Genomic DNA, 26,749 nt, shown 5'->3' with positions numbered 1-26,749 from the left:
CCGTGAAGGCGACCCAGCGCGATTTCGCCGCAACCGCACCCAAGGCGGTTCGGCAATGCACGGTTTTCTTTTTCTGCGGACAGGATGAAGCAGGCGCATCCGCCGCTGCCGCCAAAGTCGTGACCATGCTGGACGATCCGGGGGAACGGGTGGAGATGGGGGGGGCCGATCTCCGGCGCGATCCTGTCCGGCTGGGCGATGAAGCGCGATCGAATTCCCTGTTTGGGGACAGTCGCCATATCTTCATCAGGGCCGCCGGGGATGAAGCGCACGATGCGCTCAAGATCCTGCTGGAAACCAAGGATTCTGGCGATGGGGCTGCCTGCCCGGTTCTGGTGGTCGCCACGTCCGCCACGGACAAGTCACGTACGGCAAAACTGCTGGCGAATCGGGACGATTGCCTGGTGGCGATGTTCTATCCGCCCGACCTGGGATCGGTGACGGCATCGGTCCGCCAGATGGCTGACGCAGCCGGGGTGCGGCTGGGCGGCGATCTGGCCGAACGGATTGCGCGTGCCTCCGGGCTGGATGTGCGGCTGGCACAGTCGGAAGTGACGAAGCTGGCCACATATCTCGATGCCAGTCCGCAGGCCCCGCGCACGGCGGATGCCGAAGCGCTGGACGCGATCGGGGCGAAGACGGAAGAAGATGGGTTCATGCCACTCGTCAATGCCGTGTTGTCGGGTGAAACCGGGCGTCTTTCGGGTGAATTGAAACGCATGCGTGACATGTCGCTCAACCCGGTCGGGTTGCTGCTCGCTTTCGAACGGCGGGTGGCGCAATTGGCCCAACTCGCCGCCAAGATCGGCCCCCAATCCGATATTGCCGAACTGCTGGAACAGGAGACACGCGCGCGGCGGGTATTCTTCCGGGACAAGCGCGACCTTGCCACGCAATTGCGCCGTTGGCGGGGCAAGCGGCTGGAACGCCTGGTGCAGCGGCTGGTCGCGCTACACCGCACGCTGTTGTCCAATAATCAGGCGTCTGAAGTCCTGCTGGCGCAGGAACTTGCCGAAATCGCCAGGGCCGCATCGCCGAAGCGTTAACGCGCATGGAGCGCAATGCTGCCGGCGTCGAAACTGGCGCCCTCTGCCCATTGGAAACGCAGGCCCCGGATACCGCCGGTGCAGGCGATAATGCGAAAATATCCGTTGCCATTGCCGTTCAGGGACGGACTGGGGGACAGGCTGTCCAGCCGGACAGTCAGGCTGGTAACGTCTCTGGTGTATCCGGGGATTGCGAAGCCCGCACCGACATGGGCCCCAGTGCCCAGCGCACCGCTGATCGGGACGCCGGCTGAAAAGGTCGCGCCGTCGCTGACCGCAATGTCGAGAGTCTGGCTTGGCCCATCATGGCTGATGCCATTCAGCTCAATGAACAGATCGCTATGGCCCTGTGGAATGTCGGTGAATTCGACAAACGGCGCGCCGTTGGGCGCAGCCGCCCCGATTGGCGTCCAGCCAGGCCCGGTCGTGGACAGGACATTGTCCTCAAGGGAAAGCCCATTGCCCGCCTCCAGCCAGGAAACGGCCCCGGCATCGTTGTTCCAGAACGGAATGCGGTCGGCACCGGGGGCAGGATGGCTCTGCCGTGTGAAGATATTCCGGCGAAGCTGGGCGAGCGCTCGTGCGGCGAGGCCGCGAGCGGCGAAATCAATGGCGGTCATTGCGCGATCCTGTAGCTGAGCGTTCCGGAAGTGACAGTGATGGCGAGATGGAGCCGCGCCCCGGTTTCGCTTTCAATCCAGACGGGTTCGCAGGCGTTGCCGGTGAAATGGGCCCATGGCTCCCCCGCCAGTGTCGTCGGCTGTGGCGGGGCATGATCGAGTACCGACCGCAGCAGCTGGACCGAGCCTTCCCAATCCCCAGACAAGGTCAACATGACTGGAGCGCCCGGTCGGGGGTTGAACGGGCCGACCGTCTCCGGGCCGTTTGCATCCCCTGCCACAGGCTCGGATGCAGGTGCATTTCCACTATCGTTCATGATTTGTACCGGGAGTGGCGCGCTCTGCGCGACCAGCGACAGCTCGCCGGTGTTGTCGGCGAAACCGAGAGCGAAGGCCGGAGCGTAGCCTGCGGGAGTAGCGATCGGATAGGAAAGAGACATGGCCGGGTCCTTTGAGCAACAAGCGAAGACCCGAATCCAGCTACACATCGCTAGGCGTGTAGGAAAATGGTTTCTGTCCGTGCCGCTTGCGCGCCGGGAGAAACGCCGGCGCACAGCCGTTTCCGGCGGTTGCTCTCTAGCTGGGGACGGAGAAGCTTCCGCTCACTCGCCCGCCGCTTGCGCCGCCGGCCTTGCCGTCGATGCTCGAAACCCCGGTGTCGAGGTCGATCACCAGCCGCTGGCCGTTCAGCGTATCGCTGCCGCGTCTGAGAGCGACATTGCCGACCAGCGTGATGACGCGGCTGTTGAAGTCATAGACCCCGACATTGCCTTTGGCCGTTTCGGTGCCGCGCGTCACGTTGACGCCGCCTGTGGCGGTAATCCGCTGGATCTTGAGCGATCCCGCATTGGTATATTCGACAGTGGTCCGGGCCGCCTGCATGCGCAGGTTGCCCTGTGTGATGTCGACATTGCCGGACAAAACGACGCGATCCTGCCGGTCCTGCAACTCGATACGGTCCGCCGCATAGTTGACCGGCGCCTTGGAATCATGGCCTTTGAGAACCTGGGCGGAAAGCTGGATGCCCCCCATGGCAACCAGCGTCAGCACGAAACCGGTGACGGCATAGCGGAGCGAGGTACAGGCGTGGCGCGTCAGCTTCATTGCGGCATCCTCAACTGGCCGGGTGTCATGTGCAGGCGGGCATTGCCGTAGAGTGCGACAATACGTTCGCCAAGATCGGCGGAAATGTGATCGGCACTGAATGTACCGGCGGGAATCGCCCCTTCGACTTTGCCTTCGCCGGTCAGCTTCTGTGCTTCGAGATCCACCGTAACATCGCGCGCTGTCATGCGATAGCCATCGGCGGCAGTGAACTGAACCGGCCCGTCGATTGCGACGGTTTCCTTGTCAATGTCGTAGCGGCCATTCGCGGCCGCCAGCATCGCGGGTCCATCCGACAGCAGGATGTTGGCCTTGAGATCGTCCATGCGGACGATTGCCTCGCGTGAGCTGCGTTGCACCGCACGCCCCGCCATCAGGGAAAAGGGCCTGCCCTTGTTGTCCACCCCGCGATACATCGCATTGTCGACCCGCAGGCGATCCTTCACGATCGCGACATCGTTGCGGTCCAGCAGGAAACTGATGTCGCCGCGCGGTGCGAGCGGGAAAAGCAGCATGAGAGCGGCCAATACGCCGATGGCTGCGGGCAAGACCTTGGTCAGCCATCCGACAAGCCGGTCATGCGCCCCATTGGGGGCGGCAAATACCCGCCTGTGGTCGCGAATGATGTCGGCTTGCTTGCTCATGCGCCGGCCGCGCCGCGCTCCTTACTCGTGACTGAAAATATCGTGCTCTGGCCAACCGGCAAGGTCCAGCATGGCCCGTGCCGGAAGAAAGTCGAAACAGGCCTGGGCAATTTCGGTCCGCCCTTCGCGTTCCAGACGCTCCACGAAGATCGCTTGCAACCGGTGCAGAAAGCGGACGTCGGATGCCGCATATTCGCGTTGGGCATCGGTCAGTTCCGGTGCGCCCCAGTCGCTCGATTGCTGCTGCTTGGAAATTTCCTTGCCCAGCAATTCGTTGACGAGGTTCTTCAGGCCATGCCGGTCGGTATAGGTCCGGGTGAGCTTGCTGGCGATCTTGGTGCAGAACACCGGGGCAGCCATCACGCCCAGGTAATGCTGGATTGCCGCAAGATCGAACCGGGCGAAGTGATACAGCTTCAGCCGCGCCGGGTCGGCCAGTACAGCCTTGAGATTGGGCGCATCGTAACTGCTGCCTGGTGCGAAGCGGACGAGGTGTTCGTCCCCCTGCCCGTCGCTGATCTGGACGACGCATAGCCGGTCGCGATGGGTAATGAGGCCCATGGTCTCGGTATCGATAGCGACCGGGCCGGGCGCAAGCACGCCTTCGGGCAGGTCTTCTTCATGAAAATGGACAGCCATGACTGCTCCCTAGAGCATGATGCGAAAGAGTGGGAACCGGTTTTTGCCCTTTGCCCCGCTTTGCGGGCTGAAAATCGCCCGATCGGCGGGTTTCGAGGATAACATGGGCCGGCATGGCGGCCTTTTCACCCAACCTGTGGACGAAACCGTCCCCTGCCGCTGGCATGGGCGCCAGGTTGCGGTTAGGCAAGCAGTGATGAGCGACGCCATTCCTCCAAGCTGGCAACCTGCCATGGCTCCCGCATTGAGCACGCCGGAGGCGAGACGGCTCGGCGGTTGGCTGCGTGCCGAAGAAGCGGCCGGCAAGCAGATTTTCCCGCCGCGCGGCACCCGATTGCGGGCACTGGAATTGACCCCGATCGACAAGGTCAAGGTCGTCATTCTCGGGCAGGACCCCTACCATGGACCGGGACAGGCCCATGGACTGAGCTTCTCCGTGCCGGAGGGTGTTCGTCCACCGCCGTCGCTGGTGAACATTTTCAAGGAACTGCGTGCCGATCTGGGAATCGATCCGCCCGCGAACGGGAATCTCGAAGGCTGGGCACGGCAAGGCGTGCTGCTGCTCAACAATTCGCTGACGGTGGAATCCGGACAGGCCGGATCGCATGCAGGAAAAGGCTGGGATGCGATAACCGATGCTGCCGTGGCTGCCGTTGCGGCACGGGAGGAGCCGTGCGTGTTCATCCTCTGGGGCAGTCACGCGCAGGCAAAGGCGGCACGGATTCCCTGCTTGCAGAACGGTAGCAGGCACCTGATCCTGCGTTCCCCGCACCCCAGCCCGCTTTCCGCACATCGCGGTTTTTTCGGCTCGAAGCCGTTCAGCAAGGCAAATGCCTTTCTGGAGGAACATGGCCGAGAGCCAATCGACTGGCGGGTCTGAGACCCGGCCGGTGCAGCTTGTGGATGACTTGCTTTGACAAGCGCTCACTTCGCAGTCATCCTGCCTTGGTGAAACAGACCGCTGCATCCTTGCGATTTCGCTGTCACGCGAGTCAGCTTCCCGTGGGCCTATAGCCCCGGGTAGCCTTGTTTCTGTCCTGCGCAGCCCGGGGCGAAGTTCAAACTCTCCATATTCATCGCACTAGGCCCGAGCCGACGCCACTGCGTCGGCAGCCTTCCTCGTGCAAGGAAAGGACCTCCATGGAAAATGCATCAACTGCTCCTGCCCGCAAGCCGAGCAGCCGTCCGCCGATCAAGTTGTGCGAAAGCGATGCCGATACGCTGTCGGAACTCGCGATGCGCATGGAAAGCCGTCAGCCGCAACTGGCTGCCATGCTGATGGCAGAAATCGACCGGGCCAAGATTGTACCCGACGCCCGTTTGCCGAAAGATGTCGTGGCCATGGGGGCGACGGTACGCTTTTCTGACGAAACCGCCGGGACAGAGCGTGTTGCGCAACTGGTTTATCCCCATCAGGCGGACCTGGAAGCAGGACGGATATCTGTCCTCACGCCCGTGGGTGCGGGGCTCATCGGGTTGCGAGAGGGTCAGTCAATTCGCTGGAAGGATCGCGACAGCCATGAACGCATCTTTCGCATCATCGAAGTGGTCCCGGCCGCCAGGTGAGAGGGCCGCGCTCTCACCAGACATGAAAAAGGGCGCCCCGGCCAGGGCGCCCTTTTCTTATCGGTTGGAACCGTATGGTTAGCGGGGCAGTTCGCTGACGCCCATCAGAGCTTCGTCCACTGCGCGGGCGCACTGGCGCCCTTCGCGAATGGCCCAGACGACCAGACTTTGCCCCCGGCGCATGTCGCCGCAGGAAAAGACCATGTCTTCGCTCGTTTTGTAGTCGACGACATTGGCATCGACATTGCCGCGATCGGTCAGCGCAACGCCGGACTGGTCGATCATGCCTTGCTTGCGCGGCCCGAGGAAGCCCATCGCCAACAGGATGAGATCGGCCTTCAGCGTAAATTCGCTGCCCGGCACTTCCACCATCTTGCCCTCTTTCCACTCGACGTGGACGCATTCGAGCCCGGTGACCTTGTTTTCGCCGAGAACGCGCTTCGTCAAGACGGCCCAATCGCGTTCGCAGCCTTCGTCGTGGCTGGTCGAGGTGCGCAGTTTGAGCGGCCAATCGGGCCAGGTCAGTGCCTTGTTTTCCTTCTCAGGCGGCTTGGGCATGATTTCCAGCTGAGTGACGCTGGCGGCGCCCTGGCGGTTGGACGTGCCGACGCAGTCGGAGCCGGTGTCGCCGCCGCCGATCACCACGATATGCTTGCCAGTCGCCAGCAGCGAGCCGTTGGGCGCTGCCGTCTTTTCATCATCGCCCGCATTGCGCTTGTTCTGCTGGGCCAGGAACGTCATCGCGAAATGCACGCCCGGCAGTTCCGCACCGGGGATCTGCAGCGGGCGGGGATCTTCCGCGCCGCCGGAAAGGACGACCGCGTCGAAATTTTCCTTGAGCGACTTGAAGGAGACATCGACGCCGACTTCGGTTGACGCGCGGACAGTCACGCCTTCCGCTTCCATCTGCTTCTTGCGCCGGTCGAGGAGGTGCTTTTCCATCTTGAAGTCAGGAATGCCGTAACGCAGCAGGCCGCCGATACGGTCATTCTTCTCGAACAGGGTGACCGAATGGCCGGCACGGGCCAGCTGTTGCGCACAGGCCATGCCCGCCGGGCCGGACCCGATCACGGCCACCGACTTGCCGGTGCGCTTGGACGGCACCTGCGGTTCGATCCAGCCTTCCTTCCATCCGCGATCGACGATCGCGCATTCGATCGACTTGATCGTAACCGGCGTGTCCATGATGTTCAGCGTGCAGCTTGCCTCGCACGGGGCGGGGCAGATGCGGCCGGTGAATTCCGGAAAATTGTTGGTCGAATGGAGCACTTCCAGCGCATCGCGCCAGTCGTCTTCATAGACGAGGTGGTTCCAGTCGGGGATGATATTGTTCACCGGACAGCCGTTATGGCAGTACGGAATGCCGCAATTCATGCAGCGTGCGGCCTGCGTGCGCAGCTCGCCCTCCGCCAGAGGGATGACGAACTCCTTGTAGTTCTTCACCCGCTCCTTCGGATCGAGATAGCCGCGGTCGTGGCGCTCGTATTCGAGAAATCCGGTTTCCTTGCCCATATTCTGAACCTGATCCTTATTCCGCGGCCACGCTGGCGGCTTCGTTGCGCTCTGCTTCGAGCTGCTTGAGTGCTTTGCGGTAATCGCGCGGCATCACTTTCACGAACTTGCTGAGCGCATTGTCCCAATCGTCGAGCAATGCGGCGGCACGTGTCGAGCCGGTGTGCAGCTTGTGCCGTTCCACCAGAATCTTCAGCCGTTCCGCATCGTGATAGAGCGGGTCGCCCATGCCGTAATCCTCGACGCTCGACGGGCGCTGTTGCGGCCGGCCGATGCCTTCCTCCTCGCTTGGCTTCGGAGCAATCTTCTCGAGATCGACCTGGGCATGGTTGCACAGTTTTTCGAACAGGCCATCCTCGTCATAGACATAGGCGATGCCGCCCGACATGCCTGCCGCAAAGTTACGGCCTGTCTTGCCCAGGACGCAGACCACGCCGCCGGTCATGTATTCACAGCCGTGGTCGCCAGTGCCTTCGACGACCGCCACGGCGCCCGAATTGCGCACGGCGAACCGTTCACCCGCGACACCGTTGAAGAACGCTTCGCCAGCGATCGCGCCATAGAGCACGGTATTGCCGACAATGATGTTCTCGGTCGGATCGCGATCCACGGTTTCCGGCTGGCGAACGATCACGCGGCCACCCGACAGGCCCTTGCCGACATAATCGTTGGCATCGCCGACGAGATCCAGTGTGACGCCGTGAGCCAGCCATGCGCCGAAGCTCTGCCCGGCGACGCCGGTCAGGTTGACCCGCAATTGTTCAGGCTTGAGGCCGGCATGGCCATGCAGTTCGGCGATCCGGCCTGACAGCATCGCCCCGACCGTGCGGTTGACGTTGCGGATCGGGCGATCGAGCACCAACGTCTGGCCCTGTTCGATGGCCGGCTTGGCCGCTTCGATCAGTTCGACGTCGAGAGCCTTGTCCAGCCCGTGATCCTGCCCTTCGGTATGATGGAGCGATTTGCCTTCATCCAGCGGCACCTGGAAGAGCAGGCGGCTGAGATCGACGCCTTGTGCCTTCCAGTGGGAAATCGCCTTCTTCATGTCGAGCCGGTCGACCCGGCCGACCATTTCCTCCAGAGTGCGGAAGCCCATGTCGGCCATGATCTGCCGCAGTTCTTCGGCCACGAAGAAGAAATAGTTGATGACATGTTCCGGCATCCCGGTGAAGCGCTTGCGCAGTTCCGGGTTCTGCGTCGCCACGCCGACGGGGCAGGTGTTCAGGTGGCACTTGCGCATCATGATGCAGCCCGCGGCAATCAGCGGGGCCGTGGCGAAACCGAACTCGTCGGCCCCCAACAGTGCGCCGATGGCAACGTCGCGACCCGTGCGCAGACCGCCGTCGACCTGCACCGCAATGCGGCTGCGCAAGTCATTGAGCAGCAATGTCTGCTGTGTTTCAGCCAGACCGATTTCCCACGGAGAACCGGCATGGGTCAGGCTGGTCAGCGGCGATGCGCCGGTGCCGCCTTCGTAGCCGGAAATCGTGACATGGTCCGCGCGGGCCTTGGAAACGCCTGCTGCGACCGTGCCGACGCCGACTTCGGAAACCAGCTTGACCGAGACTCGCGAGTCCGGATTGACGTTCTTCAGATCGTGGATCAGCTGAGCGAGATCCTCGATCGAATAGATGTCATGGTGCGGCGGCGGGCTGATCAGGCCGACGCCGGGCGTCGAGTGACGGGTCTTGCCGATGACCTTGTCGACCTTGTGGCCGGGCAACTGCCCGCCTTCGCCCGGCTTGGCGCCCTGGGCCATCTTGATCTGGATGTCGTCGGCATTGACGAGGTATTCGGTGGTCACGCCGAAGCGGCCCGAAGCAACCTGCTTGATCGCGGAACGCATTGTGTCGCCGTTTTCCAGCGGCTTGAAGCGCCTGGGATCTTCGCCGCCTTCGCCGGTATTCGACTTGCCGCCGATCCGGTTCATGGCGAGCGCCAGCGTGGTATGCGCTTCCCAGCTGATCGAGCCGTAGCTCATCGCGCCGGTTGCGAACCGCTTGACGATTTCGCTCGCAGGCTCGACTTCATCAAGCGGAACCGGCTTGTCGGCCTTCTTGAGTTCCATCAGGCCGCGGATCGTCAGCAACCGTTCCGACTGCTCGTTGATCGACTTCGCGAAATCCTCGTAATTCTTGTGGCTGTTGCCGCGCACGGCATGCTGGAGATTGGCGATATTCGCCGCCGTCCACGCATGTTCCTCACCACGAATGCGGAGCTGGTACATGCCGCCAACGTCGAGCATTTTGCGATAGATCGGGTTGTCGCCATAGGCCGCCATGTGGCGGCGAACGGTTTCCTCGGCCACTTCGGTCAGGCCGATGCCCTCGATAGTGGTCGCGGTGCCGGTGAAATACTGATCGACGAAGCTGCTGTTGAGGCCGACCGCGTCGAAAATCTGGGCGCCGCAATAGGATTGGTAGGTCGAAATGCCCATCTTGGACATGACCTTCAGGATCCCCTTGCCGATCGCCTTGATGTAGTTCTGCTGCACCTGCTCGGTGGTCAGGGGCAGTTCCTTCTCGACCCGGATCTGTTCCAGCGCTTCGAAGGCGACATAGGGGTTGATCGCTTCGGCGCCATATCCTGCCAGCGCGCAGAAATGCTGGACTTCACGGGCTTCGCCCGTTTCGACCACCAGGCCGGTCTGCATCCGCAGACCCTGCCGCACGAGGTGGTGGTGCACGGCTGCCGTCGCCAGCAGAGCGGGCATCGGAATCCGGTCAGGGCCTTGCGCCCGGTCTGACAGGATCAGGATGTTCTTGTCTGCCAGAACCGCCTCGGTCGCGGCAGTGCACAAGTCCTTGAGCGCCCCGGCAAGCCCGGCCGCACCCGTCTTGGCATCCCATGTCATGTCCAGCGTCCCGGTACGGAACGCCTTGTCGAGCGCTTCTTCCGCAGAACGGATCTTGGCGACGTTTTCGTCGGTCAGGATCGGCTGCATCACTTCGAGGCGCTTGTGCGTGCCGGCGTCACGGCCAAGCAGGTTCGGGCGTGGGCCGATCATCGACAGCAGGCTCATCACCAGCTCCTCGCGGATCGGATCGATCGGCGGATTGGTGACCTGCGCGAAGTTCTGCTTGAAGTAATCGTACAGCAGGCGGGGTCGGGCCGACAGCACGGCAATCGGCGTATCCGTGCCCATCGAACCGATCGGGTCGTCGCCATTGCGGGCCATGGGTTCAAGGAACTTGGTGATGTCTTCCTGAGTGTAGCCGAAGGCCTGCTGGCGATCGAGCAGGCTGGTGGTTTCGACGGGCAGGTGCGCCGCGTCGGTTTCAGCCATGTCGAGATCTTCGAGCTGGTACTGGGTCTGCGCCAGCCACTTGGCATAGGGCTGTGCATTGGCCAGTTCGGCCTTGACCTCTTCATCCTCGATGATGCGGCCCTGCTCCAGGTCGATCAACAGCATGCGGCCCGGCTGCAGGCGCCACTTGCGCGTGATTTCCTCTTCCTTGAAGGGAAGCACGCCGCTTTCCGACGCCATGCAGACGACATCGCCCGTGGTCACGCAGAAACGCGCCGGACGCAGGCCGTTGCGGTCGAGAGTCGCGGCGATCTGGCGGCCGTCGGTGAAGGCAACGGCGGCGGGGCCGTCCCACGGTTCCATCAGGGCGGCATGATATTCGTAGAAGGCGCGGCGGGCCGGATCCATCAGCGGGTTCTTCGCCCACGCTTCGGGGATCAGCATCATCATGGCGTGGGCAAGGCTGTAACCACCGGCCAGCAGCAGTTCGAGCGCATTATCCAGGCACGCGGTGTCCGACTGGCCATGCGGGATGATCGGCCACATCTTGTCGAGATCGGGGCCGAGCAGTTCGCTTTCCATCGTGCGGCGGCGGGCATTCATCCAGTTGACGTTGCCGCGCACCGTATTGATTTCGCCGTTGTGGGCGATCAGGCGGAACGGCTGGGCCAGCTTCCAGCTCGGGAAAGTGTTGGTTGAAAACCGCTGGTGGACAAGCCCGATGGCGGTGACGCAGTCGGGATCGCGCAGATCGTCGTAAAAGCTGCCGACCTGATTGGCGAGCAGGAGCCCCTTGTAAACGACCGTACGGCTGGAAAAGCTCGGCATATAGAGCTTGGCGATTTCCGGCATGTCGTGCTTTTCGGCCAATTCGGCCAGCGGGTTCTGCAACTGCTTGCGGATCGTGATCAGCTTGCGTTCGAATGCATCCTGATCGGCGCAATTCGCCCCGCGCGCGATAAACGCCTGGCGGATCACCGGCATGGATTCAAGAACGGCCTTGCCCAATCCGTCGAGCGTGGTCGGCACATCGCGCCAGCCGACCAGCGACTGGCCTTCCTTCGCGATATACTTTTCGAACTGTTCGACCACGAACTGACGGGCCTGTTCCCCTTGCGGGAGGAAGCAGGTGGCTACCGCATATTCGCCCAGAGGCGGCAGAGCCAGACCTTCGCCTTGTGCCCACTTGCGATAAAGTGGATCCGGAATCTGCATCAGAATGCCTGCACCGTCACCCAGCAGCGGGTCGGCGCCGACAGCGCCGCGGTGATCGATATTGGCAAGAATTTCCAGCGCCTGGTTTACGATCGCGTGTGATTTTTCGCCCTTGATATGGGCGACAAAGCCCACACCGCAGTTATCATGCTCATTGCGCGGATCATAAAGCCCTTGGGGCGTCGGATAACCCATCAAATTCTCGTCCTGTCAAAAGCCGGGATACTGCATCCCCTGCAGCACCCCTCGGCAAGGAAACGCACGAATCACCTCGCCGCAAATTGCAGCGAGGGAGCGCGAATTTCCCCCATGGCGGCAGGAACGAGTTTTTGCAACCGCGAAGGCGAATGAAACCCCTCTTGACAAGGGTTTCAGGCCGTTTCGCCGGCAATCCCGGCGAGGTTTCCTGCCGGTCAGGCCGCGCCGCTGATTTTCTGCAATTTGGCCAGGGCATCCCGCAAGGCGTCTTCTGCGCCTTCCGGATCGATTGCCGGATCGATTGTTCGTGACTGTCTTGGAATGTCTTGTTCGGGCGTCCGGAGCGCATCCCGCGCCGCAAGAGGGCTCTGGGGGCTGTCCGCTTGAAAATGGCCGGGTTTCGGCGCGAGAGATTTCTGCAGGCTGAGCAGGGAGCTGTAACCCGTCTCCTCCCGGTCTTCTTCCCGATCGAGATCAGCCTCCTCGTCGTTCCAGCGGTGGATGGGGGAGGAGGTCGCTTCGCGGAACGCAAACGGCCGCCTGGCGCTTCCCATTCCGGATTCGCCCCCGGTTTCATCCAGAGTGGCGGACGCGGTGGCCGGGTTGCTTCCTGTCTGCCGTTCCTGAATGGCATGGGCCAGCCGCTCGACCAGTTCAACCATGCCGAGCCGGTTCAACGGACGTTCGGTCACGGGGCTGCCGGTAAAGGAAGCAACACTACTGCGGCGGGATACCCGAGGCGCATCGGCATGCATCTCACCCGGTGCCGCTTCTGCAGTGAAGTGATCCGGTTCCGGAGATGGCGGCGCTATCGGAGAAGCATCGTCCGGCATTGCACTGGCCAGTTCCTGTACTGCCCCGTCCACCGGGACGGGGAGGGTCGGGCAGTCGGCGTCGGTTGTATCGGCAGTTTCGACCGGCGTTGCCTGTTCGTCGGAGAGGGTTTCTATCGTGTCTTCGGCGGGGCGCTGGTGGCGTTCGTCTTCGGCATAGCTGTCGAACGATTCGCTGCCGAGTTCTTCACGTGCATAGAGCGGTTGGCGGGTGGTCGCTGCCATGCTGTCGGACGCATGCGAAGCGGGCGTGTACCCTGCGTCTTCGGCCTGGGAAGACGCGATCCTGCGTGCGATCAGAAGGCCGATCAGCGCACCGGCCAAAGTCGCGGCCAATGTGATCGCGATTCTCGCGGTTGTACCCAGCGGCGGCGCAGCCGCATGGACGATGGATGCAATTCCTGTCGCTCCGACAAGACTTTCCAGCGCTCTTGCGGGCAGAACCAATGTGCCTAGGCCAAGCAGGGCGGCAAACCATGTCGCGACGAGTACTGCGAAAAGCGGATGAGCGCTGATCGGAGCCTTGGCCCTTTTCCCGGCTGTCTTCTGCGTTTTCTGCACCACTTTGGCTGGAACCCCCAACTTGCTTGCAATGGTGGCGCGACTCGCGCTGCAACCGCATCAGGCGGCAACCGGCAGGCCTACCATGGTTCCTTCGCCTAACAAGGCTTGGTAAACATCCTGATAACGACCGATGTTGCGGGCCCAGTCATGGTTCTGGCGAACATGGGCTGACGCTCTTGCGCGCATGGCGTCCCAATCCTCCCGATGGGCAAGCAAATCGCACAGGGCGGCGGCGCAGGCCAAGGGATCGTCAGGGGCGAACAGGGTGCCGGTTACGCCGTGTTCCATCAATTCACGGTGGCCGCCGACATCGGATGCGGCGACGAGCTTGCCCTGAGCCATGGCTTCCAGTGGCTTCAGGGGCGTTACCAGTTCGGTCAATCGACTGGCCTTGCGGGGATAGGCCATGATGTCGGCCAATGCGTAATACCGCTCCACCTCGTCATGCGGCACGCGTCCGACGAAGCGAATGGCGAGCCGGGCGGGCGATGCCTCAGCCTGCTTGCGCAAGGCATCCGCCATGGGGCCGCCGCCGACAAGCAGGAGGCGGGCATCGGGATGTTCGGCCAGAATGGCGGGCATGGCCGTGATGAGATCGTCGATCCCTTCATAGTCGTAGAAGCTGCCGATGAAGCCGATCACCGGGCCTGTTCCCAGCCGCAACTCATCCGCCAATGCGGCGTCGCGTGGCACGGGCGTTCCGAACAGGGCCAGATCGACTCCATTGGGCATGATTCCGATCCGACCGGCTCCGTGGCCACGTGAAATGAGATCGTCGCGCAACCCGTGACAGATCGTCATCACGCAATCGGCCGCAGCGACCACTCTGTTTTCGAGAGCGCGGGTCATGCGGTATTTTACCGAACCTTCGCGCCCGGTTCCGTTGCCCACGGCGGCGTCTTCCCAGAAGGCGCGAATTTCGTAAACCAGCGGAATTTGCCGCTTGCGAGCCACGCGCATCGCCGCCAATCCGTCCAAGGCCGGGGAATGGGCGTGGAGTATGTCCGGCCGCCATGTTTCGCACAGGGCATCGATGGCCTGTGCGAGCAGGCCGATCTCACGCCACTCCCTCAATCCCACTGGTCCGCTCGCCGCCCCCGGCGTGCGATGAAAGATCAGCCCGTCCACTTCCTCTGTCGCAGGACCTTCCGCATGATGGCGCACGCCGGTTATGCCACGAACTTCCAGTCCGGAGGCCTGTTGGGCTTTCATGATCGCGCGCGTTCGGAAGGTGTAGCCACTATGCAGCGGCAACGAGTGGTCGAGGATATGGAGAATTCGAGCCATGGCGCGGCCTTTCCTGCCACAACAAACTTAACGCGGCGTCAACCGGATGCTGATAGGGGATTTTCAGCACGATACCGGGACGACCCCTTTTGATCGACTATTTCGCAATAGGCCTGACACACGCTTTGCTGGCGCTTGCCGCCTGGCGGCTGGCCATGCGTGCCGATCTCGACAACCAGCCTGCGCGCCGCACACGGCCCGGGCAAATGCGGCACGGGGCCGACACGGGGCCACGCGACGATGCTTGAACTGGCATTGCTGGCCTTTTGGGGAGGCTTCCTCCTGCTCGGCCTCAAGCGTCCCTTCCTGTGGGTGCTGGCGTATATCTATGTCGATCTGTTTGCGCCGCAGCGGATCGGCTGGGCGATACTGCCATCCATTCCCCTGTCGCTGATAACATTCGTGGCCGTATTCGGCGGCTGGCTCGTGCTCGACAACAAGGTGGGCAGCAGGTTCACTTTCCGCCAGGGCCTGATGCTTGCCCTGCTCATACTGTGCGCCCTGTCTCTGACCTGGGCCGACTTCCCGACCGAAGCGGCCGATAAGTGGTCATGGGTATGGAAGGCGCTGGTATTCGCGATTTTCCTGCCGCTTACCCTCACCAACCGGCTGCGGCTCGAAGCAGTTGCGTTGACCATGGTGCTGGCAGTGGGTGTTATCGCGATTGATGGTGGCATCAAGACTGTAGCCGGTGGCGGCGGATATGGAACGCTGTCGTTTTTCGGCGTAAGTGACAATAGCGGGATATATGAAGGGTCGATCATTTCCTGCGCGGCGATCTGTCTGATTCCGCTGATCCTGTGGCTTGCCAGACATGGCACGATCTTTCCTCCCGACTGGCGGGTTCGCCTGTTCGCCGCGGCCTTGATATTTGCCTGCCTGCTGATTCCGGTTGGGACCCAGGCGCGAACCGGCCTGGTATGCATTGCCGTGCTGGGCACGCTGCTGCTGCGCAGCGTGCGGCATCGCTTTCTGTATATGGCATTTGCCGGTGTCGCCCTGATGGTCGCGATACCATTCCTGCCGCAAAGCTATACCGAGCGTATGGCGACGATCACCGACCACCAGGGGGACCAATCCGCCTCCACCCGCCTCGCGGTGTGGAAATGGACTCTTGGCTATGTCGCGGAACACCCGTTTGGCGGGGGCTTCAACGCCTATCTTGGCAATCGTCTCGATTTCGAAACCAAGGAGACGCAGTCGGACGGCAGCTCGACTGTGGTGGAAACGCAGGAAATCACCGATCAGGGCCGGGCCTATCATTCCAGCTATTTTGAAATGCTGGGTGAGGAAGGCTGGCTGGGCCTTGTCCTGTGGTTATGGCTGCATGCGCTCGGATTGTGGCACATGGAGCGTATCCGCCGTTCCTGGAAAAACCATGAGGATCCGGGAATGCGCTGGCGGGCCACATTGGCGACCACGCTTCAGCAAAGTCAGATCGTTTACCTTGTCGGGGCCTTGTTCGTTGGCATCGCCTACCAGCCCTTCATGTATGTGATCATCGGCATGCAGTGCGGATTGTGGAGCATGTGCCGCGCGGACTTGCGCTTAGCCCAGTCAAGCCACCTGTCCAGGCGGGGCTCCATCTCGCCGGAAATCCACCCATCTGCCGTGCGCTGACCAAGCGGCGTCCAACAGATTGTCAGGCAACGGCCTTCAGCGCTTCCTGGCCGTGCGTCTTTATCCAGTCTTCGACGATAGGGGCGATTTCGTTGCGCCAGCGTCTGCCGTTGAAGATGCCGTAATGCCCCACCTTCATGGCGAGGTGATACTTCTTCTTCGCGTCCGGCAGGCTGTCGGCCAGATCGATGGCGGCCTTGGTCTGGCCGATGCCTGAGATGTCGTCCCGCTCACCCTCAATGGCCAAGATCGCAGTGTCGGTGATCTTGCCGATATCGACTTTCCGACCGCGATGAACCAGCTTGCCTTTGGGCAGAGAGTGTTCCTGGAACACATGTTCGACCGTCTGGAGGTAGAATTCGGCGGTCATGTCGCAGACCGAGCGGTATTCCTCATAGAAGGTCTTGGTCGCGTCGGCGCTTTCCCCGTCCCCGACGACGAGATGTTTGAACATCTCGTAATGGCTCATCAGGTGGTTGCCGAGATTCATCGACATGAAGCCTGCCAGTTGCAGAAAGCCGGGATAGACCTTGCGACCGGCACCCGGATAATGGAGTGGCACGGTGGCGACCACATTGTTGCGGAACCAGCTTATCGGCCGTTCCTTGGCCAGGGTGTTGACCGTTGTGGGGGAAGCCCGGGTGTCGATAGGGCCACCCATCATGGTCAGGCTCGCCGGACGGCAGGGGTGGCCATCCTCGTTCATCACCGCGGTTGCGGCGAGTGCGGGGACGGATGGCTGGCACACCGCCATGGCATGAGCGCCCGGCCCGATGAATTCGAGGAACTCGACCACGTAGTCGATATAGTCGTCGAGATCGAAGCGGCCTGCGGACAGAGGGACGCTCTTCGCGTCGGCCCAGTCCGTGATGTAGATTTCCGCACGTTCCAGCAGGCGCTCCAGTGTACCGCGCAACAAGGTTGCGTAGTGCCCGCTCATGGGGGCGACCATCAGCAATTTCGGGGCATTGGCATCGAGCCCGGGGTGATTGAAGCGCAGCAGCGATCCGAATGGCTTGGTGCAAACGACGGTTTCGGAGACAGGGTACTCCTTGTCGTCCACTGTGACGGATTCGATGCCGAAAGCAGGTTTGCCGCGGGGGGCAGTGGCATGGGCAAACACGTCGAGTGCGGATGCCGCAACCGGGCCGAGGCCAAGATAACCGAAAGGATTCCGGGGATTGGACAACATTTCCGCACCGACGGAAGCCATCGCGCTGGCGCCATTCAGAATGGCGCGCTGGAACTCGTATGCGTTATAGAGCAATTGCGTGCTTCCCCTGCAAAATGACAATTATTGATCTGATTGAGGGCATCCTGCCCTGAAATGAGACTTGTTGCAATGCAGCATGGCATTGTTTGTCGGAGGCTGTCCCGATTTTCGGCATTTCTTCTGTTGCCAAGTCCGCCTTGGGCGTTGCGTATCGTGTGCAGGAAGCCTAGTGGCGCGAGCGATGGTTTCTGAGCAAACCCCGTCAAAATCCCGCCGCAGTGGGCTTTTCGCCCGCAACGGCCGCAATTCCCCTCCCGCAGATACGGACGAAGACGGCAGACAGGGCCGTGAGCCCGCGCGCAATCTCGGCCCGTTGCGGATGGTGTGGCAGGCGGCCCTTGCCTACCCGGGCAAGCTTGCTCTTGCCGCCGTGGCCCTGTGCATCACGGCAGCAGCGACTCTGGCGATTCCTTCCGGGTTTCGCCTTATCATCGACCGCGGTTTCGGCAGTGGCGGCGATACGCAGGATATCGGGCGCTGGTTCCAGTATCTGCTGATGATCGTGGCGGTGCTCGCTGTGGGCACGGCGATGCGATTCTACTTCGTATCCTGGCTGGGCGAGAGAGTCGTGGCGGACATCCGCCTCAAGGTCCAGGCCAACCTGTTGCGTCTTGCGCCCGGCTTCTTCGAGGAAAACAGCCCGAGCGAAATCGCATCGCGCATGACGGCAGACACCACGCTGATCGAACAGGTGGTAGGGACGACCGTGTCGGTGGCGTTGCGTAACTGCATCATCGCGATCGGCGGAACGGCTTATCTTTTCGTCCTGCTGCCGAGGCTGGCAGGCGGCTTGCTGATTCTGATTCCCCTGGTTGTCGTGCCGCTCCGGCTGTTCGGCCGCCGTCTGCGTTCGGTCGCCCGGACCAGCCAGGATCGGGTTGCCGATGTCGGGGCCATGGTTTCCGAAGTCCTCGGGGCGATGAAGATCGTTCAGGCCTTCAATCAGGAAGCGCGTGAGCGTGGGCGCTTCGCTGGTGCGGTCGAACGGACTTTCGCAACGGCGCGGCGGCGTATCCTGATTCGCGCGATCATGACGGCGATCATCATCCTGATGGTGTTCGGCGCCATCACCCTGCTGATGTGGCGCGGTGCCGTTGGTGTCGCGGAAGGCACGATTACCGGTGGGACGATCGCCGCATTTGTCATAACCGGGGGCCTTGTCGCCGGCTCGTTCGGCGCGTTGACCGAGGTATATGGCGATCTGCTGCGCGGTGCGGGCGCGGCCAGCCGGTTGAGCGAACTGTTGCATGTCGAACCGGACGTCGCTCCGCCTGCGCGGCCACAGGATTTGCCAGTGCCGCCGCGGGGCAGCCTCGCTTTCCAGAATGTGACCTTCCGTTATCCGACCCGGCTGGAAACTGCGGCGTTGAAGGATTTCACGCTGGTGGTCGAACCGGGCGAGACGGTCGCTATTGTCGGTCCTTCCGGTGCGGGCAAGTCGACTATCTTCCAGCTTGCGGAGCGTTTCTACGATCCGCAGGCCGGGACAGTCCGGCTCGACGGGGTGCCGCTGACCAGTGCTGACCCGGCCGCCATCCGCCAGCGGATTGCCTATGTGCCGCAGGAGGGTGTGCTGTTTGCCGCCAGTGCGCGGGACAACCTGCGGTATGGCAACTGGGATGCCCCCGACGACGCGATATGGGAAGCGGCGCGAGCGGCCAATGCCGAACAGTTCCTGAAGGTTCTGCCGCAGGGGCTGGACACTTTCCTCGGCGAAGGCGGTGCTCGCCTGTCGGGCGGTCAACGGCAGCGTATCGCCATTGCCCGTGCCGTGCTGCGCGATGCGCCGATCCTGCTCCTCGACGAGGCGACGAGCGCGCTCGATGCAGAAAGCGAGCGCCTGGTCCAGCAGGCTCTCGACCGGCTGATGCGGGATCGTACCACGCTGGTCATTGCCCATCGGCTGGCCACGGTCCGTGCAGCCGACCGGATCGTGGTGATGCAGGATGGACAGATCGTGGAACAGGGACGCCATGCCGAACTCGCGGCAGCCGGTGGCCTCTACGCCCGCCTCGCCAAGTTGCAGTTTCAAGATACGGCAGCGTAACCCGGCACAGGGTATTGTGCTTCATTGACCGTTCAGAGTCATCCTTCAAGGAAGGTAGCCACCATGACCCAGAAATCGCTGTTCAGGGCCTGTTGCGCCGCCCTCGCCCTTGTTTGTGTTCCGCTTGCTCCCGCCATGGCGCAGGAAGAGGCTCCGGCGACAGCCCCGGCCCCGGCGAATGACGCAGCGCCGGAAATGACTTTCGGAAGCTGGGGCATCGACCTGACCCAGCTCGACCCGGCAATTCGGCCAGGCGATGATTTCTTCGCCTATGTGAATGCGAAGTGGATCGCGGCCAATCCCATTCCGGCAGAGTTCAGTCGCTACGGCGCCTTTACCATGCTGGGCGAAAAGTCCCGCCGAGACGTGCGTACGCTGGTGGATGAACTGGTGGCGCAAAAGCACGTCGCCGGTTCGCTCGATCAGCGGATCGTCGATGCCTATAATTCGTATCTCGATCAGGATGCGATCGATGCGGCGGGGCTGGCTCCGGCCTGGCCGTATCTGACGCAGATCTACGAAGCGAACAGCCTCGCCGGACTTGCGGAGTTGTTCGGCAAGCCGGGCTACCCTTCCCCCGTCGGGGTCTGGGTGATGGTGGATGAAAAGAATCCTGACAGTTATGTCGTGGGTGTCGGCGCGGGCGGGCTCGGGCTGCCCGATCGCGACTATTATCTCAACACCGACCTGAAATCGCGCGAGATTCAGGAAAAATACCGTGCCTATCTGGCGCTGTTGCTGGGCAAGGCGGGGTATCAGAATCCCGCGGCCGTGGCCCAGGCTGTCTACGATCTCGAATACAAGTTTGCCGAGCTGGATTGGGATCGGGCCGTTTCCCGCAACAGGGATCTGACATATCATAAACTGACCCGGGCCGAGCTTGGCGCTCTGGCCGGTGATTTCCCGCTTGCGACGATGCTGGATGTCGCCGGGGTGGGCAACGTGCAGGACTTCGTGGTTCCGCAGCTGCCGCCCAGTCCGGAAGAACAGGAAAAGCTGGGGCTGGATGCGGAAACCATGGCCAAGATTGGCGGTGGTCTTCCGGCGATGCTGAAGCTGTTGCCGGAAACCCCTCTGGCGACATTGAAGGCGTGGATGGCGGTGCATTTCCTGTCGGGGAATGCAGATGTCCTGCCGCATGAGATCGATCAGGCCTCGTTCGATTTCTATGGCAAGACCCTGCGCGGGCAGGAGGAACAGCGCCCGCGCTGGAAACGCGCCATTGGCACGGTTGAAGGCGAACTGGGTGAAGCCCTGGGCAAGGAATACGTCGCGCGCTATTTCCCGCCAGCCAACAAGGCAGCGATGGATGCGCTGGTCGGTAATCTCAAGAAGGCGTTGGCGCAGAGCATTGCCGACAACACCTGGATGGGCCCGGAAACCAAGCAGGAGGCAGAGACCAAGCTCGATCAGTTCACGACCAAGATCGGTTATCCGGACAAGTTCAAGACGTATGACGGGCTGGTGATCCGGCCCGACAATCCCCTGGAAAACGGGATTGCGGCATCGGCCTGGAGCTGGCGTGACGATCTTTCCAAGCTTGGCGGACCGGTCGATCGCAGTGAGTGGTTCATGCTGCCGCAGACGGTCAACGCCTATTACAACAGCACGACGAACGAGATCGTGTTCCCCGCCGCAATACTGCAACCGCCGTTTTTCAACGCGTCAGCCGACCCTGCCGTCAATTACGGAGCGATCGGCGCGGTGATCGGACACGAAATCAGCCACGGCTTCGACGATCAGGGTTCCAAGTCCGACGGAACGGGACTGCTGCGCAACTGGTGGACGGACCAGGACCTTGCCGCATTCAAGGCCCTGGGCGCGAAACTGGCGAAACAGTACGCATCCTATTGCCCGCTCGATGACGGCAAGACCTGCGTCAATGGTGAGCTGACCCTGGGTGAGAATATCGGTGATCTCGGCGGCCTGAGCCTGGCCTATCGCGCCTACCGCATGTCGCTGGACGGCCAGGAGGCGCCGGTGATCGACGGCCTGACCGGGGATCAGCGGTTTTTCCTCGCCTGGGCGCAGGTCTGGCGGTCGTCCAATCGCGACGATGCATTGCGTCAGCGGCTGGTGACCGATCCTCATTCGCCCGAGCAATACCGGGTCAACGGGATCGTTCGGAACATGGATGCCTGGTACAAGGCATTCAATGTGACGCCGGACGATGCGCTTTACCTTCCGCCCGAACAACGCGTCCACATCTGGTGAAAAGCGGCTGAAACGCTGTTGCGCCGCTTGACTTGATCCCCTCACTCCTCATCACCGGATACCTATGGACCTGACGCTTACCGCCATCCTGCTCGGCATTGTCGAAGGGCTGACCGAATTCGTTCCGGTGTCTTCCACCGGCCACCTGATTCTGGCGACGGAACTGTTCGGCTATAACGCCCACCAGTGGGCGCTGTTCAATGTTGTAATCCAGCTGGGCGCGATCCTGGCCGTCGTCGTACAGTACTGGGGGACGTTCTGGCGCGCAGGTATCGGTGTGCTCAAGCTTGAGGCAAGAGGGCTGGCGTTCTTGCGCAACCTGCTGGTTGCCTTTCTTCCGTCTGCCGTGCTCGGCCTTGCATTGAAGGACTATATCGACATTCTTCTCGGCAGCCCGTCCGTGGTTGCCTGGGCGCTGATCCTTGGCGGGATCGCCATTCTCGGCATCGAGAAAGTTGCCAAGACAGGCGAATATGTCGAAGTGGCCGATCTGCCGGTGCGGCAGGCTTTCGGCGTTGGCCTGGCCCAATGCTGCGCGATGGTTCCCGGTGTCAGCCGTTCCGGCGCGACGATCATGGGCGCACTGGCCATGGGGATCGAGCGTCGGACCGCTGCGGAATTTTCCTTCTTCCTTGCAGTGCCCACCATGATCGGCGCCTCCACTCTGGAACTGGCCGACAAGGGTGGCGAACTCGCGAGTGGCGGTGGGGTTGGCTGGGGCGAAATCGGGATCGGGTTTATCGTATCCTTCTTCGTGGCTCTCGCTGTGATCCGGGCGTTCGTCGCCTATGTCAGCCGCTCCGGTTTCGCGCCGTTTGCATGGTACAGAATCGTTCTCGGTACGGCCGCAGTGGTCTGGCTCACCTGGCGTTGACGGCTTGGCAGACGATGCGCGTGGACTAACGCTTCATCGCAAAACAGGAACTTTTGCCTCTCATGCGCTTTCCATTTTTGGAAGGAGTGAGGAGCATGGCCATGGCAGTAATTCTGCTGATCGTTACCGGCGGCGCGTTGGGCTGGCTTGCCTCGATCCTGTTTCGTGTGGATGACACCCACGGCATCACGGCGAATATCATAGTTGGCGTTACCGGTGCGGTCGTTTCCGGGCTCGTTATCTGCCCGATGATTGGCGGCAGCAATGTATTGGCCGGCCAATATGGCCCGTTCGCTCTTGTGGTGTCCGTGCTGGGCTCCGCCGGGCTGCTGGCGTTATTTCAAGTGGCCCGCAACACGGCGATACGCTGACGCGGATCGCGCCGGATTCTCACCGAAGCGGTAAATCATTTCACTTCTCGGTAGTGTCGGGCGGTGCGCTTTCTCGCGACTTTTGTTCGATGGGCCGCTGGCTTTCAATCATTTCCGCAGCTTCATCGAGCGCGCGGGCTTCGCCGACTGTGACACCGCCTGGGCCGGGCTCGTTGTCTGCCTTCTGACAACTGGCCAGAAGACTGGTGGCGACCAACAGGACGAGCGGGGCAAGACGGGACAGAGACTGCATGGGGCGGATCATAGCGCTGACCTGAAAAAGGAAAAGGCGGGTTGCCCATAAGGGGCTGCCCGCCTTTTCCAAAAAAGACCCGTTCCCGGAGGAATGGGCATGCGATTGGCTGCCAGCCTTATTCCGTCTTGGCGTCTGCGGCAGCAGCCGCGTCTGCGGCGGCGGCAGCCGCGGCTGAACCAGCGGCATCGGCGGCAGCGTCTGCGGCATCGCCTGCTGCGTCCGTCGCGTCTTCGCTGGCTTTCGCGGCATCGCTTGTCGCATCGGCGTCGGCAACCGGTTCATCAACTGCACCAGTCATCGCCTCATCGGCAGGCATTTCGACCGTATCGGCCTGTGCATCCTCAGACGCGTTATCCGAACTGCCGCAAGCAGAAAGGGCGAGCGCGCCGGCGGAGGCGAGAACGGCATAAGCGATTTTCTTCATATCTATCCCTCTTCAACAGCGGTTTTGGCCGCAACGCATGCGGTCAAGCGCGCGGATTCTAGGGCAGCACCAGGTGGTGCGCAATTCCAATCATCTCCGATGAAAGGCGAGCCGTCTTATTTGCTTGTACATATAAAGACATCTTTATATAGGAAAGTAAGATGCAGATCGAACCTCTCCTTCGCGCACTTGCAGATCCCAGCCGCCTGCGGATCATGCGTTTGCTCGCCAGCATGGAACTGGCGGTGGGGGAAATCGTGCAGATTCTCGCGCAAAGTCAGCCGCGCGTATCGCGCCATGTAAAGATTCTGTGCGATGCGGGCCTTGCCGAACGCCATCGCGAAGGCAGCTGGGTTTTCGTTCGCAGTCGCCTGCCCGCAGGCAGCGGGCGGACACAGGATAATCTGCTCGCCACGGCGACGGAGCGGTTGCTCGCGGCGGCAGAGCGGGACGATCCGACCTTTGCCGCCCAATGTGCAACCGACCGCGCTCGCCTTGCAACGATCCGCGATGCGCGGGCGGCCCGCGCTGCGGACTATTTCGCGGCCCATGCCGCGCAATGGGATCAGCTGCGGGAACTGTTGTGCGATCCTGCCCAGGTGGAAGAGGCGCTGCTTGACGCATTGGGGGGCGATCTTGGTTCGCTGCTTGATGTCGGCACCGGTACGGGGAGAATTGCCGAACTGCTGTCTGGCCGGGCGGACCATGTGACGGCGTTGGACAAGAGCCACGACATGCTGGCGCTGGCCCGCGCGCGCCTGCAGGATTTGCCGCCTGAATCCGTGGAGTTGGTGCAGGGAGATTTCACCGCCCTGCCGTTTGCCGACGGGGCATTCGATACCATCACCTTGCATCAGGTGCTGCATTACGCACAGGCGCCGGAGCGCGTGCTGGCTGAGGCGGCGCGTGTCGCCCGGCCGGGCGGGCGGATCGCCATTGCCGATCTCGCCCCCCACGGGAAAGAAGAATTGCGCACGGTCCATGCTCATGCCCGGCTTGGCTTCGGGGATGACACGATGTGCCAGATGCTGCTCGACGCCGGGTTTGAGCCTGCGGTGACCCGAACGCTGGATGGCGGGGATTTGACGATCAAGGTCTGGACTGGAATGCGCAGCCCGTTATCGGCGTCTGCAGGCCCCGCGACCCCGCCACCTGTGGCGATCCCCTCGTTGTCCCTCTAACAATCCGAATTTGTGAAAGACGTCAGTTCCATGCCCCAAACCAACTCGCCACGCAAAGACGGCCCGCAGGCCGACACGCCGCTGTTTGCCGGCCTGCCGGGCGATATCGCCGTTTCCTTCGAATTCTTCCCGCCCAAGACGGAGAAGATGGAAGCGCAATTGTGGGACGCGATCACGCAGCTCGCCCCGCTCGGGCCCAATTTCGTGTCGGTGACGTATGGGGCAGGCGGTTCGACCCGCGAACGGACGCACGGCACGGTCGCGCGGATCGTCACGGAGACCGATCTCGTCCCCGCGGCACACCTGACCTGCGTCGCAGCGAGCAAGGCGGAAATCGCCGAAATCGCGGACCAGTACTGGCAGGCAGGGGTGCGTCATATCGTGGCGTTGCGAGGAGATCCGTCGCCAGCGGACAACGGCATTTTCGTGCCCCACCCGCAAGGCTATGCCAATGCGGCGGAACTGGTGGCTGGCCTGAAGGCGCAACACGATTTCGATATTTCGGTCGCTGCCTATCCCGAAGTCCATCCCGAAGCGGCGAGCGCGGAAGCCGATCTGGATAATCTGAAGCGGAAGCTCGACGCCGGTGCGACCCGGGCGATAACGCAGGTCTTCTTTTCCAACGATGCCTATTTCCGCTTTCTCGATCGGGCGCTGGCGGCGGGCATCGCGGCGCCAATCCTTCCCGGTATCATGCCGGTGACCAACTTTGCCGCCATTCGCAGAATGTCCGCCAATACGGAGATTCCCGGCTGGATGGAATCAATGTTCGAGGATCTCGACGAGCGCCCCGGCCCGCGCGCGCTGGTCGCGGCGGTGGCTGCGGCGGACCAGTGCCGCAGGCTCTATGACGGGGGGGTGCGCGATTTCCATTTCTACACACTCAACCGGGCCGAACAGGCCTATGCCATTTGCCAGTTGCTGGGTCTGAGAGCAGGCCGGAACGATAAGGGGAGCGCATGATGAACAGCGCCGAAGCAGACTTTCGCGCCGCCGCCGCGGATCGCATTCTCGTATTCGATGGCGGTTACGGCACGTCCATCCAGAAATACGGCCTGACCGAAGAGGATTACCGCGGCGATCTGCAACTGGCGAAGGACCAGAAGGGCAACAACGATCTGCTCTGCCTGACCCGGCCGGACGTGATCGGGGCGATCCACACCGCCTATCTCGACGCGGGTGCGGATATGATCGAAACCAACACGTTCAGTTCCACCCGCATCGCCATGGCCGACTATGGCTGCGAACATCTGGTGCACGAGATCAACATCGCTGCCGCCAGACTGGCGCGGGAAGCGTGCGATGCCGCTACTGCAGGGGATGGGCGGAGGCGGTATGTTACCGGCTCGATCGGGCCGACCAACAAGACCCTGTCGCTCTCTCCCGATGTTAACGACCCAGGCTTTCGCGAAGTCACGTTCGACGAAATGAAGGCGACCTATCGCGAACAATGCGACGCGCTGATCGAAGGCGGGGTTGATTTCCTGCTGGTGGAAACCTGTTTCGATACGCTCAACGCCAAGGCGGCGGGGCTCGCAGCCCGCGAAGCGGCTGCCGCATCCGGGCGTGATGTGCCGTTGATGATGAGCTTCACCATTACCGACATGAGCGGGCGGAACCTTTCCGGACATACTGTCACGGCCTTCTGGTATGCCCTGCGGCACCTGAAACCGCTGACCATCGGGATCAACTGCGCCTTCGGGGCTGACAAGATGCGACCCTATCTTTCGGAACTGGCGAAGGATTGCGATGCCTTGATCCTGGCCTATCCGAATGCAGGTCTGCCCAACGAACTCGGCCAGTATGACGAATTGCCGGAACGCACGGCGGACCTGATCCGGGAATGGGTCGGGGAAGGGCTGGTCAACATGGTCGGCGGGTGTTGCGGGACAACCCCTGCCCACATCGCCGCCATTGCGAAAATGGTCGCAGGGATGCCGCCGCGCAATGTCCCGCCCATATCCGTCCGCACCCGCCTCGCGGGCCTCGAACCCTTTACGATGGCAGCCTGATT

At 62.1% G+C, this 26,749-nt stretch carries 24 protein-coding genes; 12 read left to right on the top strand and 12 right to left on the bottom strand.

Annotated elements, in window-relative coordinates:
- Positions 1 to 2: 2 nt before the first annotated feature.
- The gene (gene holA, locus MB02_RS08650) at positions 3 to 1,046 is read left to right on the top strand and encodes a DNA polymerase III subunit delta (RefSeq protein WP_067535651.1); all 1,044 of its coding nucleotides are present in this window, start codon (positions 3 to 5) and stop codon (positions 1,044 to 1,046) included.
- On the opposite strand, the gene MB02_RS08645 is transcribed toward holA, so the two are convergent.
- The 5 genes from MB02_RS08645 to MB02_RS08625 all read right to left on the bottom strand — a co-directional run bounded on the left by MB02_RS08645 (position 1,043) and on the right by MB02_RS08625 (position 4,053).
- Positions 1,043 to 1,666, bottom strand: a complete 624-nt coding sequence (locus MB02_RS08645; RefSeq protein ID WP_067535648.1) for a hypothetical protein — start codon at positions 1,664 to 1,666, stop codon at positions 1,043 to 1,045. The genes holA and MB02_RS08645 overlap by 4 nt on opposite strands.
- Positions 1,663 to 2,106 (bottom strand): hypothetical protein, encoded by a 444-nt coding sequence (locus MB02_RS08640; RefSeq protein WP_067535645.1) that lies wholly within the window; start codon positions 2,104 to 2,106, stop codon positions 1,663 to 1,665. Before MB02_RS08640 ends, MB02_RS08645 begins: the two co-directional genes overlap by 4 nt.
- Positions 2,107 to 2,242: 136 nt before the next feature.
- Positions 2,243 to 2,770, bottom strand: coding sequence for an LptA/OstA family protein (locus MB02_RS08635; protein WP_067535642.1), 528 nt, complete (start codon positions 2,768 to 2,770; stop codon positions 2,243 to 2,245).
- Positions 2,767 to 3,414 (bottom strand): LPS export ABC transporter periplasmic protein LptC, encoded by a 648-nt coding sequence (gene lptC, locus MB02_RS08630; protein WP_067535639.1) that lies wholly within the window; start codon positions 3,412 to 3,414, stop codon positions 2,767 to 2,769. Before lptC ends, MB02_RS08635 begins: the two co-directional genes overlap by 4 nt.
- Positions 3,415 to 3,435: 21 nt before the next feature.
- Entirely contained in the window at positions 3,436 to 4,053 is a 618-nt protein-coding gene (locus tag MB02_RS08625; RefSeq protein ID WP_067535635.1) for a ribonuclease D, read from the bottom strand.
- 196 nt (positions 4,054 to 4,249) lie between these two features.
- Here MB02_RS08625 and MB02_RS08620 point away from each other — a divergent pair, with 196 nt between their 5' ends.
- Positions 4,250 to 4,933 (top strand): uracil-DNA glycosylase, encoded by a 684-nt coding sequence (locus MB02_RS08620; protein ID WP_170304681.1) that lies wholly within the window; start codon positions 4,250 to 4,252, stop codon positions 4,931 to 4,933.
- A gap of 260 nt (positions 4,934 to 5,193) precedes the next feature.
- On the top strand, positions 5,194 to 5,619 hold the full coding sequence (gene rnk, locus MB02_RS08615; protein WP_067535632.1) for a nucleoside diphosphate kinase regulator: 426 nt from the start codon (positions 5,194 to 5,196) through the stop codon (positions 5,617 to 5,619).
- A gap of 78 nt (positions 5,620 to 5,697) precedes the next feature.
- On the opposite strand, the gene MB02_RS08610 is transcribed toward rnk, so the two are convergent.
- The 4 genes from MB02_RS08610 to MB02_RS08595 form a co-directional block, all read right to left on the bottom strand.
- Positions 5,698 to 7,131: a glutamate synthase subunit beta gene (locus tag MB02_RS08610; RefSeq protein ID WP_067535630.1), complete on the bottom strand. Its 1,434-nt coding sequence runs from the start codon at positions 7,129 to 7,131 to the stop codon at positions 5,698 to 5,700.
- Positions 7,132 to 7,147: 16 nt separating this feature from the next.
- Positions 7,148 to 11,788 (bottom strand): glutamate synthase large subunit, encoded by a 4,641-nt coding sequence (gltB, locus tag MB02_RS08605; RefSeq protein ID WP_067535627.1) that lies wholly within the window; start codon positions 11,786 to 11,788, stop codon positions 7,148 to 7,150.
- A 218-nt stretch (positions 11,789 to 12,006) separates the two neighbouring features.
- Positions 12,007 to 13,188: a hypothetical protein gene (locus tag MB02_RS08600; protein WP_067535624.1), complete on the bottom strand. Its 1,182-nt coding sequence runs from the start codon at positions 13,186 to 13,188 to the stop codon at positions 12,007 to 12,009.
- Between the two features lie 57 nt (positions 13,189 to 13,245).
- Positions 13,246 to 14,475 carry a TIGR04063 family PEP-CTERM/XrtA system glycosyltransferase gene (locus MB02_RS08595; protein WP_067535621.1) on the bottom strand — a complete coding sequence of 410 codons (1,230 nt, stop codon included), beginning with the start codon at positions 14,473 to 14,475 and terminating at the stop codon, positions 13,246 to 13,248.
- Between the two features lie 89 nt (positions 14,476 to 14,564).
- On the opposite strand from MB02_RS08595, the gene MB02_RS17800 reads away from it, so the two are divergent.
- Together MB02_RS17800 and MB02_RS08590 are read left to right on the top strand one after the other, a co-directional pair.
- Positions 14,565 to 14,723: a hypothetical protein gene (locus MB02_RS17800; protein WP_170304680.1), complete on the top strand. Its 159-nt coding sequence runs from the start codon at positions 14,565 to 14,567 to the stop codon at positions 14,721 to 14,723.
- Positions 14,716 to 16,095, top strand: coding sequence for a DUF5935 domain-containing protein (locus MB02_RS08590; protein WP_067535618.1), 1,380 nt, complete (start codon positions 14,716 to 14,718; stop codon positions 16,093 to 16,095). Before MB02_RS17800 ends, MB02_RS08590 begins: the two co-directional genes overlap by 8 nt.
- A gap of 22 nt (positions 16,096 to 16,117) precedes the next feature.
- Here MB02_RS08590 and MB02_RS08585 read toward each other — a convergent pair whose 3' ends face one another.
- Positions 16,118 to 17,362, bottom strand: a complete 1,245-nt coding sequence (locus tag MB02_RS08585; RefSeq protein WP_067535615.1) for a polyhydroxyalkanoate depolymerase — start codon at positions 17,360 to 17,362, stop codon at positions 16,118 to 16,120.
- 187 nt (positions 17,363 to 17,549) lie between these two features.
- Here MB02_RS08585 and MB02_RS08580 point away from each other — a divergent pair, with 187 nt between their 5' ends.
- The 4 genes from MB02_RS08580 (at position 17,550) to MB02_RS08565 (ending at position 22,874) form a co-directional block, all read left to right on the top strand.
- A complete protein-coding gene (locus MB02_RS08580) occupies positions 17,550 to 19,415 on the top strand; it encodes an ABC transporter transmembrane domain-containing protein (protein WP_082826076.1) in 1,866 nt (621 codons plus the stop codon).
- A 63-nt stretch (positions 19,416 to 19,478) separates the two neighbouring features.
- Positions 19,479 to 21,629, top strand: a complete 2,151-nt coding sequence (locus MB02_RS08575; RefSeq protein WP_067535613.1) for a M13 family metallopeptidase — start codon at positions 19,479 to 19,481, stop codon at positions 21,627 to 21,629.
- 64 nt (positions 21,630 to 21,693) lie between these two features.
- Positions 21,694 to 22,503: an undecaprenyl-diphosphate phosphatase gene (locus MB02_RS08570; RefSeq protein ID WP_067535610.1), complete on the top strand. Its 810-nt coding sequence runs from the start codon at positions 21,694 to 21,696 to the stop codon at positions 22,501 to 22,503.
- Between the two features lie 101 nt (positions 22,504 to 22,604).
- Positions 22,605 to 22,874 carry a GlsB/YeaQ/YmgE family stress response membrane protein gene (locus MB02_RS08565; protein WP_067536366.1) on the top strand — a complete coding sequence of 90 codons (270 nt, stop codon included), beginning with the start codon at positions 22,605 to 22,607 and terminating at the stop codon, positions 22,872 to 22,874.
- Between the two features lie 40 nt (positions 22,875 to 22,914).
- Here MB02_RS08565 and MB02_RS08560 read toward each other — a convergent pair whose 3' ends face one another.
- Together MB02_RS08560 and MB02_RS08555 are read right to left on the bottom strand one after the other, a co-directional pair.
- Positions 22,915 to 23,127 carry a hypothetical protein gene (locus MB02_RS08560; protein ID WP_067536364.1) on the bottom strand — a complete coding sequence of 71 codons (213 nt, stop codon included), beginning with the start codon at positions 23,125 to 23,127 and terminating at the stop codon, positions 22,915 to 22,917.
- Between the two features lie 118 nt (positions 23,128 to 23,245).
- A complete protein-coding gene (locus tag MB02_RS08555; protein ID WP_067535608.1) occupies positions 23,246 to 23,554 on the bottom strand; it encodes a hypothetical protein in 309 nt (102 codons plus the stop codon).
- Positions 23,555 to 23,715: 161 nt separating this feature from the next.
- Here MB02_RS08555 and MB02_RS08550 point away from each other — a divergent pair, with 161 nt between their 5' ends.
- From MB02_RS08550 to MB02_RS08540, 3 genes are read left to right on the top strand one after another with little or no spacing between them, the layout of a single operon-like run.
- Positions 23,716 to 24,735, top strand: a complete 1,020-nt coding sequence (locus MB02_RS08550; RefSeq protein WP_067535605.1) for an ArsR/SmtB family transcription factor — start codon at positions 23,716 to 23,718, stop codon at positions 24,733 to 24,735.
- 30 nt (positions 24,736 to 24,765) lie between these two features.
- A complete protein-coding gene (metF, locus tag MB02_RS08545; RefSeq protein WP_067535602.1) occupies positions 24,766 to 25,698 on the top strand; it encodes a methylenetetrahydrofolate reductase [NAD(P)H] in 933 nt (310 codons plus the stop codon).
- A complete protein-coding gene (locus MB02_RS08540; protein ID WP_067536361.1) occupies positions 25,698 to 26,747 on the top strand; it encodes a homocysteine S-methyltransferase family protein in 1,050 nt (349 codons plus the stop codon). Before metF ends, MB02_RS08540 begins: the two co-directional genes overlap by 1 nt.
- Positions 26,748 to 26,749: the final 2 nt, after the last annotated feature.

Origin of the sequence: Croceicoccus estronivorus (assembly GCF_001625325.1) — a bacterium.
In the GTDB taxonomy this organism is placed as follows: domain Bacteria; phylum Pseudomonadota; class Alphaproteobacteria; order Sphingomonadales; family Sphingomonadaceae; genus Caenibius; species Caenibius estronivorus.
The sequence above is the reverse complement of the archived record's forward strand: the minus strand, read 5'-3'. Positions and strand labels throughout refer to the sequence as shown.